The sequence below is a fragment of the Nocardiopsis sp. NPDC055824 genome, from assembly GCF_053616335.1.
The window spans coordinates 26,802-40,339 of the sequence record NZ_JBSHDN010000040.1; the positions used below are offsets into that span (position 1 = coordinate 26,802).

General features: G+C 73.4%; 12 protein-coding genes. 6 read left to right on the top strand and 6 right to left on the bottom strand.

Going from position 1 to position 13,538, the window contains the following annotated elements:
* From ACWGL3_RS11410 to ACWGL3_RS11425, 4 genes are all read right to left on the bottom strand, one after another.
* Window positions 1-3,414: nSTAND1 domain-containing NTPase (locus ACWGL3_RS11410; RefSeq protein WP_452461228.1), on the bottom strand; the 3,414-nt coding region annotated here is incomplete at its 3' end.
* A gap of 114 nt (window positions 3,415-3,528) precedes the next feature.
* On the bottom strand, window positions 3,529-3,870 hold the full coding sequence (locus ACWGL3_RS11415) for a CU044_2847 family protein (RefSeq protein ID WP_452461229.1): 342 nt from the start codon (window positions 3,868-3,870) through the stop codon (window positions 3,529-3,531).
* Between the two features lie 671 nt (window positions 3,871-4,541).
* Window positions 4,542-4,682 (bottom strand): hypothetical protein, encoded by a 141-nt coding sequence (locus tag ACWGL3_RS11420; RefSeq protein ID WP_452461234.1) that lies wholly within the window; start codon window positions 4,680-4,682, stop codon window positions 4,542-4,544.
* Window positions 4,683-4,850: 168 nt separating this feature from the next.
* Window positions 4,851-5,129 carry a LapA family protein gene (locus ACWGL3_RS11425; RefSeq protein WP_452461230.1) on the bottom strand — a complete coding sequence of 93 codons (279 nt, stop codon included), beginning with the start codon at window positions 5,127-5,129 and terminating at the stop codon, window positions 4,851-4,853.
* Between the two features lie 538 nt (window positions 5,130-5,667).
* Here ACWGL3_RS11425 and ACWGL3_RS11430 point away from each other — a divergent pair.
* Both ACWGL3_RS11430 and ACWGL3_RS11435 read left to right on the top strand, forming a co-directional pair.
* Window positions 5,668-6,624 carry a PfkB family carbohydrate kinase gene (locus ACWGL3_RS11430; protein WP_452461231.1) on the top strand — a complete coding sequence of 319 codons (957 nt, stop codon included), beginning with the start codon at window positions 5,668-5,670 and terminating at the stop codon, window positions 6,622-6,624.
* A 113-nt stretch (window positions 6,625-6,737) separates the two neighbouring features.
* On the top strand, window positions 6,738-7,397 hold the full coding sequence (locus tag ACWGL3_RS11435; RefSeq protein ID WP_452461232.1) for a class I SAM-dependent methyltransferase: 660 nt from the start codon (window positions 6,738-6,740) through the stop codon (window positions 7,395-7,397).
* Window positions 7,398-7,514: 117 nt separating this feature from the next.
* On the opposite strand, the gene ACWGL3_RS11440 is transcribed toward ACWGL3_RS11435, so the two are convergent.
* Complete coding sequence (locus ACWGL3_RS11440; protein ID WP_452461233.1) at window positions 7,515-8,351, bottom strand: SDR family NAD(P)-dependent oxidoreductase; 837 nt, start codon at window positions 8,349-8,351, stop codon at window positions 7,515-7,517.
* A 79-nt stretch (window positions 8,352-8,430) separates the two neighbouring features.
* Between ACWGL3_RS11440 and ACWGL3_RS11445 the strand changes: the two genes are divergently transcribed.
* Window positions 8,431-8,850: a MarR family winged helix-turn-helix transcriptional regulator gene (locus ACWGL3_RS11445; protein ID WP_267944698.1), complete on the top strand. Its 420-nt coding sequence runs from the start codon at window positions 8,431-8,433 to the stop codon at window positions 8,848-8,850.
* A 76-nt stretch (window positions 8,851-8,926) separates the two neighbouring features.
* Here the strand turns inward: ACWGL3_RS11445 and ACWGL3_RS11450 are convergent, their stop codons facing one another.
* Window positions 8,927-9,955, bottom strand: coding sequence for an AraC family transcriptional regulator (locus tag ACWGL3_RS11450; RefSeq protein ID WP_267944697.1), 1,029 nt, complete (start codon window positions 9,953-9,955; stop codon window positions 8,927-8,929).
* 82 nt (window positions 9,956-10,037) lie between these two features.
* Between ACWGL3_RS11450 and ACWGL3_RS11455 the strand changes: the two genes are divergently transcribed.
* The 3 genes from ACWGL3_RS11455 to ACWGL3_RS11465 all read left to right on the top strand — a co-directional run bounded on the left by ACWGL3_RS11455 (window position 10,038) and on the right by ACWGL3_RS11465 (window position 13,440).
* Window positions 10,038-10,874: an NAD(P)H-binding protein gene (locus tag ACWGL3_RS11455; RefSeq protein ID WP_267944696.1), complete on the top strand. Its 837-nt coding sequence runs from the start codon at window positions 10,038-10,040 to the stop codon at window positions 10,872-10,874.
* 171 nt (window positions 10,875-11,045) lie between these two features.
* Window positions 11,046-11,477: a pyridoxamine 5'-phosphate oxidase family protein gene (locus ACWGL3_RS11460; protein ID WP_267944695.1), complete on the top strand. Its 432-nt coding sequence runs from the start codon at window positions 11,046-11,048 to the stop codon at window positions 11,475-11,477.
* 409 nt (window positions 11,478-11,886) lie between these two features.
* Entirely contained in the window at window positions 11,887-13,440 is a 1,554-nt protein-coding gene (locus ACWGL3_RS11465) for an alpha/beta hydrolase (RefSeq protein WP_267944694.1), read from the top strand.
* Window positions 13,441-13,538 lie beyond the last annotated feature (98 nt).

Consider the following 13,538-nt stretch of genomic DNA (forward strand, 5'->3'; position numbering starts at 1 on the left):
GAACACCACCGATGACACCCCGTCGTTGTGGCCGGTGAGGATACGGAGCTGCCGCCCAAACTCGGCATCCCACACCTGCACCGTCCCGTCGCCGCTCGCACTGGCCAACAGCTGGCCGTTCGGACTGAACACCACCGCCCTCACCTCTTGGTCGTGGCCGGTGAGGGAGCGGAGTTTCTGTCCGGACTCGGCGTCCCACACCCGCACTGTCCCGTCCTGGCCCGCGCTGGCCAACCTGTGCCCGTCCGGGTCGAACACCACCGCCCTCACCGGTTCGTCATGGCCGGTGAGGATACGGAGCTGCTGTCCGGACTCGGCATCCCATACCCGCACCGTCCCGTCGCCGCTCGCACTGGCCAACAGCTGGCCGTCCGGGTCGAACACCACCGACCTCACCGGTTCGTCGTGACCGGTGAGGACGTGGGGATCCTCTTGCGAATCCAGGTCCCACACCCGCACCGTCCCGTCAGTGCCCGCGCTGGCCAACAGCTGGCTGTTCGGGCTGAACACCACCGACCACACCTCGTTGTTGTGGCCGGTGAGGACGTGGAGCTGCCGTCCGGACTCGGCATCCCATACCCGCACCGTCCCGTCGCCGCTCGCACCGGCCAACAGATATCCGTTCAGGCTGAACACCACCGACTCCATCCCGGAGTCGTGGCCGGTGAGGACGTGGAGCTGCCGTCCGGACTCGGCGTCCCACACCCGCACCGTCCCGTCGCCGCTCGCACTGGCCAACCTCTGCCCGTACGGACTGAACATCACCGACTTCACCCAGTATTCGTGGCCGGTGAGGACGTGGAGCTGCCGTCCGGACTCGGCATCCCATACCCGCACCGTCCCGTCCTCGCTCGCACTGGCCAACAGCTGGCCGTCCGGGTCGAACACCACCGACCTCACCGGTTCGTCGTGACCGGTGAGGACGTGGGGATCCTCTTGCGAATCCAGGTCCCACACCCGCACCGTCCCGTCATCGCCCGCACTGGCCAACCTGCGCCCGTACGGGTCGAACACCACCGACGACACCCCGTCGTCGTGGTCTTCGAGCGTGCGGAGTTCCTCTCCGGACTCGGCGTCCCATACCCGCACCGTCCCATCGTCGCTCGCGCTGGCCAACCTCTGTCCGTCCGGGCTGAACACCACCGCATTCACCGGCCCATTGTGGCCGGTGAGGTGGTGCTGGAGACCGAGGCCGCCGGCGCGCAGCAGGCTGCCACGGGCCTCGTCGGTAGGGGAGGTGTTGTAGGCGTGCACAGCCAGCAAGGAGGCCGTGTCGGGTTCTCGGTCGAGCAGGGCGGTGGACTGGGCGGCGAGCTGGCGGGATTGGGCGTCGAGTCGTTCCTGCTCGGCGTTCCTCCACTGAGACGCGGCCACTCCGGAAGCGACCAGGACCAGGACCAGCAAGCTTGCCAGGACCGTGTTCAGGCGCCGGGCACGGCGCATGGCCAACTGCTGGTGCTTCTCGCTGGCAGCCACAAAATCGGAGATGCGGGGGGGCAGTGAGCGCTGGCCGGCCCATTGCAGCCCTTCGGCCAGGGTGGTGCCCGACAACAGGTCTCCGGGCTTCCTGCTGTCCGCGTGGAGGGTGGCCTGCTTGGAGACATCGTGCCGCCATACCTGGAACTTGCGGTCGCGGTCCACCCATGTGCGCAATGTCTCCCAGTCGCGGATGAGCGCGTCGTGGACCAGTTCCACGATGGGATCGCCGGCACGGGCGTCGCCAGGGGCACTGGCGGCAGGGCCGGGGGGAAGGCTGGTGGTGGTGATGATCCGGGCCGTACTCAAGGAGTCCAGGACCTCGTCGAAGTCCGCGTCGGCGGCGGGTGTGCCGGCGGCCAGGGCCCTGAGCTCGGATAGGGGGACCTGCTGGCGGGTGGCGGGGATGGCCGGGTCCTCGTCGGCCGGGTGCACCAGGGCGGTGAGGATGCGCTGGGCGATCGGGCGCTGGGCCTGCGGTAACTGTCCCACGGCGTTGTCGCACCAGGCTGCCAGGCTTCCCGAGACCTTGCCGATGTTCGCGTAGGCCTGGTGGGTCAGGCGGCCGTGGTCGCGCCGCTCCCACAGCTGGCTCAGGGCGAGCTGCAGCGGGGGCAGCAGGGTGGCCGCGACACGGCGGCCCGTGCTCGCCTGGCGCAGGTCATCGATGATGCGTTGGGGCAGGCCGTCCTCGAACCGGGCGCCCGCGTCCTGGGCGGGGCGGGCGATGATGGCATCCAGTTCAGCGGTGCTGAGGTGGGAGGGGATGTTGACCACCCCGGGTTGAGCGACTTCCAGCAGGTGCGGGGCCGCCTCGGCCAACGGGGAGTAGAAGTCGTTGCGCATGACCAGGACCACGCTGAGCGGGACATGAGCCTGGATGTCTTCGAGCAGCTCCTCCACCAGGTCCAGCCCTCGTGTGCGGCTGGCCTGGTCACCAGGGGCGGGCGTGCGGGTGAGGAGTTCCTCGAACTGGTCGATGACCAACACCAGACGGTCAAAACCGGGCCCGGATTCCAGGCGGCGTCGCACCGCGGCCCCGATACCGCCGCTCTCCTCCCCATCCAGGCCCGCCCGCGCCAGCTCCGCGGCCAGGTCACGACCCGGACGCACCAGGACGGGCAACCACCGGTCACTGCCCGGCACACCGCCAGCAGCCAGCGCCGGCAGCACCCCGGCCTGGATCAGAGAGGACTTTCCCGCACCGGAAGGGCCCAGCAACAGCACCAGCCGGTGGCGGCGCACCCTCTCCAGGAGCTCCTCCACCGCGCCCTGGCGGCCATGGAACCAGGCCGCGTCCTCGGCGGTGAAGGACGCTAGACCCCGATAGGGAAAGATCTGCGCCTCACCCAGCTCCGGAACCACCTCGCGCAGCACCTCGGCGGGCGTGGCGTAGACGATGCCCTGGCCCCGTTGGTAGCGGTCCTGGGCCGTGATCTCGGTGACCATGGCGACCACCAGGCCCGTCACCTCGTCCAGCACGGGCGCGCCGCTGAACCCGGTGGTCAGGTCGTTGGCGCCGGTCAGCTGCAGCCGTGGGCCCACCCGGGTGTCGGGCAGCAGGTCCCCGGCCGTGCCGTAGCCGAAGTGCCCATCCGCAGGGGCCTGGGCGGGGAACCCGTAGGAGGCGACCTGGTGCCCGCGAGTCCCCTCCGCTCGGCCCAGAAGCATCGGTCGGGCCTTGTCCGGCACCTGCTCCAGGCGGAGCGCGGCCACGTCCTGGGCGTCGAGGGTGCGCCATTCCTGCTCCAGGACCCGCCCCCGGACCACGGGAGCCTGGGGCAGCAGGGCGAAGCGCAGGGCCACCGTGGCGCCGGGGGCGCTTCGCGCGGCCTGCACCACGTGCGCGCAGGTCAAAACCAGGTTCTCACCGGCCAGGAACCCCGCGCCGACCACGCGGTCGTCGCTGTCCAGGACCTGGACGACCCCTTCGCCCATCCCCGAGCCCTGCCGGGGGGCCGAAGCGGCACCCTCGTCGCTATGGCGGCCCGCACTCATCCCATCAGCTCCTGACTCCTCCTGCACTGCCCCCACACCCCGGCGCTTGTCGCCCTACTTCTCGTCGTCCTTCTTCCACAGCACGCGCACCTTCAGGTTCGCCTTGCCCTCGCCCTTGCTGACGATGGCGCCGACCTGCGCGGACAGGTCCACGCCGAAGGTCACCTCGACTTCTGAGGGCCTGGCCTTGCTCAGCTGCTCCACGACCGTCTCGGCCATCTCCCGCACCGGCTGCAGGGCTTCCAGGAGCGTGTGCGGCAGCTCGCCGACCGCGTCGGCGATCCGCCCCGCCTTCACCGGACCGCCCTCGCCCACCTGGTCTGATTCAACGACCGGGAACGCCTCGAAAAGGATTTCCCCGCCACTGCCCAACGGCAGCCGCCCCACTGATCCCATCGGACCTCTTTCACGTCGAATAATTGGTCACCTATTACAGCAGAACGGTTTTCCGACCACCGGCCCCGGGCCGGAACCGGCCGGTGGCTGACCCGCACCTCGCCCCGGATGTCCTGTGAGGGCCCGGGTTCCTCTGCGGCTGGTCGAAGGCATTATTCACCCTGACACCACCCCGTACCAGGGATTTTCTCCAACCGGAGACGAAAGGCGGTCCGCAGTCGAGAAGGGCGCCACACGATACCTGCGAACGCCGCCCGCCGCAGGCCCTTGTTCCTCTTTGTCCCCCTGATGGCCACATGTGGCCGGGTTTCTGGAAAAGCCCGGCCGGGTGAAACGGAACGGAACATCAGGGGGCTCCATGTGCGATCACAGGGCCCCTCGTAAAGGATGGAAGGCACAAAAATATCTTGCGTACCAACTCTGTCGTGACTGGGGCATGAGGAACAACCAAACCGGAACCTGCATTACGGGGCTACCTTGCACCTCACCGTGCGTTCGGGAGCACCGCCCCTATCCGGAGTCCCCACCGCGTGTGGGGTACGCCCTGACCCCCTTGGGTGTAGATCTGCTCGAGCACGTGATGCCGTTGACGCGGTGGATCGCCGCTCCGGTCGACCGCGGCTGAGCAGGGCACGGCCCGGCGTCCCGTTCCGGGGCAGGAGGCCGCCCCCTCAAGCGGCCAGGTTCAGGACGGTGAAGTCGGTCTCGGTCAGGGCGGCCTCGAAGGCCTCGGGTCCGATCCCGAGCTCGTCGGTGGCGTAGGCGCCGAACCGGCGGATGTGGGCGCGCAGGTAGGGGGACAGCCCGGCCAAGTCCTCTTCGACCAGGGGTGGTGAACGCGCACACCGTGGCCAGCAGTGGGAGCGGGCCGCAGCGGCTTCATCGAACCGCAACCGACGTAGGAGAGAGTATCGCCGTTCAGCGGCTCGAGGTGGGCCCCTGCAACGCCGCGCCCCTTTCAGGCTTGCTTGGTTCGCCCCCTACCCCGACGCCCCGCGCCTGCGCCGTCGTGACGGTCGGACGAGCAGTCCGGTGACCACGCCGGCGGCGACCGACACGGCCAGTGCGGCCCACAGCGGGGCCGTCAGGGAGACGACCAGGAACTGGATCTGCGCCGTGTCCCGGTTCTGGGCCACGAAGAGGGCGGTGACGACGAGCAGGACCACCGCCGCCCACATGCGGGGCGGGACCGACGACAACCCCTTGCGCGACGATCCGTGCCCGGCGGTCCCGCCGACCGGTTGTGGGGGAGCGTTCACCGGACCGCCTCCTGCGGCCGTGGGGAGGGGGCCTCGGCGCGGCGCCCGCGTGCTTTCTCCGGCACCGCCTGCCGGTCGCCGCGACCGGTAGGGAGGGCATTCCCCGCCCGGCCGCGTGCGAGGGTCGGAAACCGGAAATTCTTCTCCCCGATTCGACAGGCACCGAGGCCGGGACCGCGTGTGGGCGGTCCGTCGGGGTGTTCGTTCCACGGACGAACGGGGTCAGGGGCGCTGACAGTGCAGGTCGGAGCGGGTCCGGGGTGTTCGTGTCAGAACCCCGACTTCCTATGCGTCGTCCCCCCGGGGACGCCCCTCACGGAGCGGCGGGGCGGGGGAGCGGCCGCGGTCCCCGCCGGGGGCTCCCACCGTACCCATGCCGGTCGGCCCCCGCCGTCCCCGGCACTGCATGTCCGGGCGCCGGGGACGGTCCCGCGCGCCACCGTCCGGTCCGGCGCCCCCGGTGGCACCCGCTCCCCGGCCGCCGCGGGATGATCGCGGGGCCGGCACAACGGTCGGCGCAGTCGAGGGGAGCCCTGCCGTGACCGGACGTCTGCTGCACGTGGGACCGGTGATCGTCGACGTCGTGATGGATGTCGACGCCCTTCCCCGAGCCGGCGGGGGAGTGTTCGCCTCCTCCGCGCGGACCCTGGCCGGAGGAGGATTCAACGTCATCGCCGCCGCGGCGCGCGCGGGCATGGAGGTGGTCTACGCGGGGTCGCACGGGACCGGGCCCCACGGGGACCTGGTCCGTGCCGCGCTGCGCTCGGAGGGGGTCGCGGTGGCGCACGCCCCCTTCCCCGACGCGGACACCGGCTTCTGCGTGGCCCTGGTGGACGGCGACGCCGAACGCACCTTCATCACCCGGTTGGGCGCCGAGACGGAGGTGTCCCTGGCCGAGCTGCGCACCCTGCGGCCCCGCCCGGGGGACTTCGTCTACACCGTGGGGTACTCGCTGCTGCCCGGACCGCGCGCCGACGACCTCCTCACCTGGATCGGCGACCTCCCCGAGGGGGTGCGCCTGGTCCTGGACCCGGCGCCGGTCGTGGGCGACCTTCCCCGGCGGACCCTGGACCGGGTCATGGCCCGCGTCGACCTGCTCAGCCTCAGCGCCGCCGAGGCCGCGACCGTGACCGGGAGCACCGCCCCCGAGGAGGCCGCCGCGCTCCTCCTGCCCCGGATCCGCCCCGGCGGCACGGTGGTCGTGCGCGACGCCGCCAAGGGCTGCGCGGTGGCCGGGGCCGGGGACGCACCCCTGCGTGTGCCCGGTTTTCCCGTGCGCGCCGTGGACACCAACGGGGCGGGCGACGCGCACGTGGGCGTGTTCACCGCCGCCGTGGCCGGTGGCCTGGCCCCGGTGGAGGCCGCCCGCCGGGCCAACGCGGCCGCCGCGCTCTCCGTCACCCGCCGCGGACCGGCCACGGGTCCCACGGCGGGGGAGACGGACGCCTTCCTCGCGCGGCACGGGGACGAGGCGCTCCCGGGCCGGAACCGGTGAGCCGACCGGAGGCGCCGCCGGTGAGGCGCGGGCCCTCCGACGGCCGGGCGGCCGGTCCCGGAGGGGCGGGGCCGGGGAGGCGGCGCACGTGCGCGGGTGCTAGCTTCCCTCCCGTGACGGAGCACCAGGAGCAGACCAGGGCGGCCTACGACGGGGTCGTCGAGCTGTACGCGTCGATGTTCGCCGACCGGTTGGAGACGCAGCCGTTCTCGCGGAACATGATCGGCACCTTCGCCGAGCTGGTGCGCGGGACGGGCAACCCGCGCGCGGCCGACGTCGGGTGCGGGCCCGGGCACCTGACGGCCATGCTGCACGAACGGGGGCTGGACGCCTTCGGGTTCGACCTCTCCCCGGCCATGGTCGACCACGCCCGGCGGGCCCATCCGGCGCTGCGGTTCGACGAGGCGCGGATGGAGGCCCTGCCGGTCGGGGACGGCGCGCTCGGCGGCGTGCTGGCCCACTACTCGATGATCCACACCCCGCCCGCGGAGCTGCCCGCGCTGCTCGCCGAGCAGGCACGCGTCCTGGCGCCGCAGGGACTGCTCCTGGCCTCGTTCTTCGCCACCGACGGACCGGAGCCGGTCCGCTTCGACCACAAGGTGGCGCCCGCCTACAGCTGGCCGGTGGACCGCTTCGCCGCGCTGATGGCCGGGGCCGGGCTCGTCCCGTTCGCACGGCTGGTCCACGACCCGGCCTCCGAGCGGGGCTTCCTCGACGCCCACGTGCTGGCCCGCCTGGACCGGACGGGCGGATCCGGGCAGAGCGCCCCCTGAGGAGGGGCGGGGGAGCCCGCGGCCGTGCCGTGACGCAGGACCCGGGCCCCCTCGCCCGCGCCCCCCACGGGGCGACCGGCCCGCTCCGGGGACACCGACGGCCCCCGCCGGCCCGGGTCAGGCGGCGTCGACGACCTCGTGCAGGCGCAGCCGCCGGTTGAACCCGCCGGCCACCCGCGCGACGACGGTGCGCGGCAGCAGACGCGCGGGCCAGGTCATGACCCGGTTCACGGTCCGGCCCGGGTAGGACACCGCGCGCCGCCGGGCGTAGTCGTCCAGGGTGTGGGCCGCGACGGTGGCCGCCGTGTCGGCCTGCGGGCCGATCGTGGCCGAGGTGCCGTCGAAGAAGCCGGTCGCGATCGCGCCGGGGTGCGCCGCCATGACGTGGACGCCGGTGCCGCGCAGCTCCTCGGCCAGCGCCTCGGTGAAGGAGAGCACGAAGGCCTTGGTCGCGCCGTAGCTGGCCTGGTACGGCATGGGCTGGAAGGCCGCGGTGGAGGAGACGTTGACGATGCCGCCGGAGCCGCGGGCGACCATCTCCGCCCCGATCGTGTGGGTCAGTGCGAGCAGGCCGCTGACATTGAGCCCGACGGAGGCCAGCTGCGGCCCGAGGGGGCGGCTCAGGAACGGGCCCACGCTGCCCGTGCCGGCGTTGTTGATCAGCAGGTCGACGGTCAGGCCGCGCTCGCGCAGCTCCCGCAGGATCCGCTCCGGGCCGTCCGGGGCGGCGAGGTCGCCGGTGACCACCTCGGCGACCTCGGCGCCCGGAGCCCCGCGCCCCTGTCCGCCGTGCCGTTCCCGGATCTGCTCGGCGAGCTCCTGGAGGTCCCCTTCCGAGCGGGCCAGCAGGATCACCCGCGCTCCCCGGCGCGCCAGTTCCAGGGCGTAGGCCCGCCCCAGCCCCTTGGACGCGCCCGTGACGAGCGCGGTGGTACCGCGGTAGTCGTCTTTCACAGCTCCCCCTTTGTTTCGAGTCTCGAAGTATCAAGCTAGCATGATCCTTCGATGCTCGAAGCGTTTGTAGAATGGCGGCATGACCACACCCGAACTCACCGCGGTGGTCGCCGCGACCCACGACATCTGGATGCGGACCAACGACCTGATCGGGCAGGCGCTGGCCGGGCACCAGCTGACGCCGGCGACCTTCCAGGCGCTGTGGGCCGTCGACCCGGACGAGCCGCCGCCCTCGATGAAGGTGATGGCCGAGCGTCTGTACTGCAACGCCCCGAACCTGACCTTCATCACCAACCAGCTCGCCGACAGGGGCCTGGTCGAGCGCGCGGTGGACCCCGCCGACCGCCGCTCCCGCGTCCTGGTCCTGACCGACAAGGGCCGCGCGGTCCGCGACGAGCTGGTCCGGGCGGCGCTGGAGAAGTCCCCGCTGGCGGTGCTGTCCGACAGCGAGCTGAAGCAGCTCATGGCCCTGCTCGGCCGCGTGGTCCGACCGGGCTGAACCACCGGGCAGGGGCGCCCTGTCGGCGCCGCGCCGCCCCGGCGGTCACCGTCCCCGGCTTGGGGTCCCCGTCGGCCTAGGAACGCCCGCCCACGGCGGTGAGGGGCGCGGGAACGGTCGCGGGCACGGCGCCCTGAGGCCGCGCGGACGGACCGGCCGGCTGCCCGGGGACGAGTGCGCCCGCGCGCCGGAACCCGCTCGGGCTGACGCCCCGGATCCGCTTGAACGCCGCGCTGAAGGCGAACGCGTCGGAGTAGCCCACGGCGCGGGCGACCTCGGCGACGGTCGCCGACTCCCGCTCGACCAGCAGGTCCGCCGCGAGCGTCATGCGCCAGCGGGCGAGGTAGGTCAGCGGCGGTTCGCCGACCAGGTCCGCGAACCGCTTGGCCAGGGTCGAACGCGACACCCCGACCCGCACGGCCAGGGAGGCGACCGTCCAGGGCGCCGCCGGTTCGGCGTGCAGCAGGCGCAGCGCGGCGCCGACCACCGGATCGCGCTGGGCCGCGTACCAGGCCGGCGGCTCGCCGCCGGGCCGGTCGAAGTAGTCGCGCACCGAGCAGACCAGCAACCAGTCCAGCAGCCGGTCCAGGACCACCTGCTGGCCCGGGGTGTCGGCGGCGACCTCGGCCGCCAGGTGCTCCATGACGGGATCGGCCCCGCCGCCGGAGGCCACGCGCAGCACCACGGGCAGCGCCTCCAGCAGCCTGCGGCTGACCTCGCCGCTCGCCGCGTAGGCGCCCACCACCAGCGTCGTCGCGCCCTCGCCCGGGACGCCGCAGCTGTCGCTCCAGCCGACCCGGTGCCGTGTCCCGCCCTGCTCGGGCGTCGCGCAGTACTCGCCGCAGTCGACCGCCTCGGCCCGGGTGCCGGGCTCGTCCACGAAGGAGAAGGGCGCGGGACCCCGCACGATGACCGTCTCCCCGGCGCGCAGCGGCTCGGGCGGGAGCCCCTCCGGCACGATCCAGCCACCCCCGCCCAGGACGGTGCACAGCGTCAGCGGCGCCCCGTCCACGAAGCGCAGCGCCCACGGCGGGGTCAGGGTCGAGCTGCCGAACAGCGAGCCCTGGGCCCGCATCCCCCGGAAGAGGTCACCGAACGCGTCCATGCCCACGAGATTAGACGATCGCAAAGGCCATCCGGTGTCTCACCCATGGAATCGTCCGGACGGATGCCGTTGAATCGCAGTCATGAACAACGACACCACCCTCGTCCTCGGCGCCACCGGCAAGACCGGCCGACGGGTCGCCGCCCGCCTGCGGCTGCGCGGCCTCCAGGTGCGCGCCGCCTCCCGCACCAGCCCCACACCCTTCGACTGGTCCGACCCCGGCGGCTGGGACGCGGCCCTGCGGGGCGTCACCGCCGCCTACGTGGTGGCCCCGACCGTGCCCGGACCGGTGCACGAGTTCGTGGAGCGGGCCGGGGCCGCGGGCGTGCGGCGCCTGGTCCTGCTCTCCGGGCGCGGCGCCGACACCTGGGGCGACTCCGATTTCGGGCTGGACATGCGCTCGGCCGAGGACGCCGTGCGCGGCTCGGCACTGGAGTGGACCGTCCTGCGGCCGTCCAACTTCGCCCAGAACTTCGACGAGGACCTCTTCCACGCCCCACTGGTCGCCGGAGAGCTGGTGCTCCCCGCCGGAGCGGTCCCCGAACCGTTCATCGACCTGGAGGACGTCGCCGACGTGGCGGCCGCGGTGCTGGCCGGACCCGGAGAGCACGCCGGGCGGACCTACGAGCTGACAGGGCCGCGCGCGCTGACCTTCGCCGAGGCCGTCGAACTGATCTCGCGCGCGTCCGGGCTGCCCATCGCCTACAAGCAGGTCTCCCCGGCCGAGTACACCGCGGCGCTGGTCCGGGAGGGCTGGGGCGAGGACGACGCCCACCACGTCGCCGAGATGTTCGTGCTGATGGAGCGCGGGGTGATCGCCGCGACGACGGACGGCGTCGCCGCCGTGCTGGGACGCGGGCCCCGCACCTTCGAGGACTACGTCGTGCGGGCCGCCGCGGCGGGAGCCTGGCGGCCGTGACCCCGCGGCGGCCGCCCCGGGACCTTCCCGCGCCTCGGCGGGCGGGAGCCCCGCACGCCGGGACGGCCCCCGGCCGCCGCCGACCCCGTACTCCGCGCCGCCCGCCCGCCGCACGCGCGAGCGGACGGCGCGGACCGCCCACCGTCACCACCGTGTTCGGAGAGGAAAGCGATGAGCACCACCACCACCGACCTGCTGACCGCCGAGGACCTGGAGTTCCTGCGGCGTCCCCTGCACGGGTTCCTGTCCGTGGCCGGGGGAGCGGAACCGACCCAGCCCCGGCCCGTGTGGTTCGAGGCCACGGACGAGGGAACCCTCCAGCTCTTCACGGAGCCGGACGCGCTCAAGGTGCGGCGCCTGCGCCGCGACCCCCGCGCCTCGATCGTCGTCGCGGCCCCGGTGGGCGAGCGCGAGCGCTGGGTGTCCGTCGTCGGCCGCGCCACGCTGGAGGCCGACGGGGCGCGCGACCTGGCCGCCCGCCTGGCCGCCCGCTACTGGGATCTCGAGGACCCGGCACGCGCCGAGGAGCTCGCGGGCATGCTCGCCGACGACCACCTCCGCGTCGTCATCCACCCGCAGACCGTGCGCCGCCTGACGCACTGACCCGCGCCCCGGGCGCCCGCCGCGGACCGGCTCCGCCCCGGGCGCCCGGCACGTTCCCGCGCCTCCGGGACCGCGACGGCGCCGCCTCGCCCGATCCGGGCGCGAGACCCGCGTCGTCCCAGCTCCCCGCGCCAGGCCCTTTCCCGGTCCCCGTCGACGCATGACATCTGTCATGCCGGAACCGTGCGGATCGCGCGGGAAACCCATGACCCGTGACACTCCGTCACGGCTCGGCTCCGGCCTAGGTTCGAGGCATGGACCCCGACGACCACCGCTCCCCCTCCCGGCCAGGCCCTGCCGCCGCTGCCCCCCGCGCAGGCGGGGACGGCCGCCGGCGCCCGGCCCGGGTGCCAGGGGGCCGGGTCGCGGGCCGACAGCGGCGTCGGGACCGACACAGGTGAGGACGGACATGGGACGAAGGCGTGGAGCAGGACGGAACTGGGCCGTGGCGGCGGCGATCGGCCTCGCCGGGCCGCTGGTCGCGGTACCGGCCGCGGCCGACGAGCAGGGCACGGAGCCCGCGGGGCGGGTGGAGTGGGGCGCCTGCCCCGAGGAGGTGGCGGCCGAGGCGCCCGGGATGGAGTGCGGCCTGGTGCCCGTGCCCCTGGACCACTCCGACCCCGGGGGCGCGCAGATCGAGATCATGGTGTCCCGGCTGGCGAGCCAGAACCCGGACGAGCGGCGCGGCGTGCTGATGTTCAACCCGGGCGGCCCGGGCGGCTCCGGGCTGACGATGCCGGCGGACCTGGTCTCCCGGGGCCTGCCCGCCGAGGTCGCGGACAGCTACGACCTCATCGGCATGGACACCCGCGGAGTCGGGTACTCGGCGCCGATCAGCTGCGGTTTCACCGACGAGCAGGACTACCGGGGCGCCATCCCGCCCTACGCGGTCGACGACGCGGCGGTCGTCGACCAGGCCGCTGCCGCCGAGGCGGTCGCCGCCCAGTGCGCCGACAACGACCGAGACGACAGGCTGCGCCACGTGTCGACGGCCAACATGGCCCGCGACCTGGACCTGATCCGGGAGGCGCTGGGAGAGCCGAAGACCAGCTTCTACGGGGCCTCCTACGGCACGGCGCTGGGCGCCGCCTACGCCTCGATGTTCCCCGAGCGCTCCGACCGGATCGTGCTCGACAGCAACATCGGCGACACCCACCTCGACCACGAGGGGATGCGCAGGTACGGCCTGGGCGCCGAGGAGACCTTCCCGGACTTCGCGCGATGGGCCGCCGAACGCCACGACGAGTACGGCCTGGGCGAGTCGGAGGAGGAGGTGCGCCAGACCTACTTCGCGCTCGCCGGGCGCCTGGACGAGACCCCGGCGGACACGGCCGGCGGACCCGTCGACGGAAGCCTCTTCCGGCTGTCCACCTTCGTGGGGCTCTACAGCGAGCTGTCCTACCCCGTGACGGCGCAGGCCTGGCAGGAACTGCTCGCCTCCGACCCGGCGGCGGCCGGGGAGCTGCCGGACGGGACCCCGGACACCGGCGGGGCGCCCCCCGGCGCCCGGCCCGCGACGGACGCCGGGCTGTCGCCGTACGACAACTCCTGGTCGGTGTTCCTCGCCGTGACCTGCAACGACGTCGAATGGCCCGAGGACGTCGACACCTACCGGCGCAGCGTCGCCGAGGACCGCGAGAGGTACCCGCTGTTCGGCGCCGCCTCCGCCAACGCCATGCCCTGCGCCTCCTGGTCCTCCGGACCGTCCGAGCCGCCGGTGGAGGTCCTCGACGAGGGGCCGAGCAACGTCCTGATCGTGCAGAACCGGCGCGACCCGGTCACACCGCACCTGGGCGGGGTGCTGCTCGACGAGAAGTTCGGCCAGCGCTCCCGGCTGGTGAGCGTCGACGGCAGCGGGCACGGCGTCTACGTCAACGGCGACAACGCGTGCGCGCAGGACGTGACCACGGCCTTCCTGGTCGGGGGCGACCTGCCGGAGCAGGACACCTCCTGCCCCGCCTGAGCGACCCGGGGCCCGGGACCCGACGGGCCCCGGCGCCGTTCCCGCCGGCCGGCGGGAACGCACAGGAGGAACAGGGGTGACCGCGGCCCCCGTGGGGG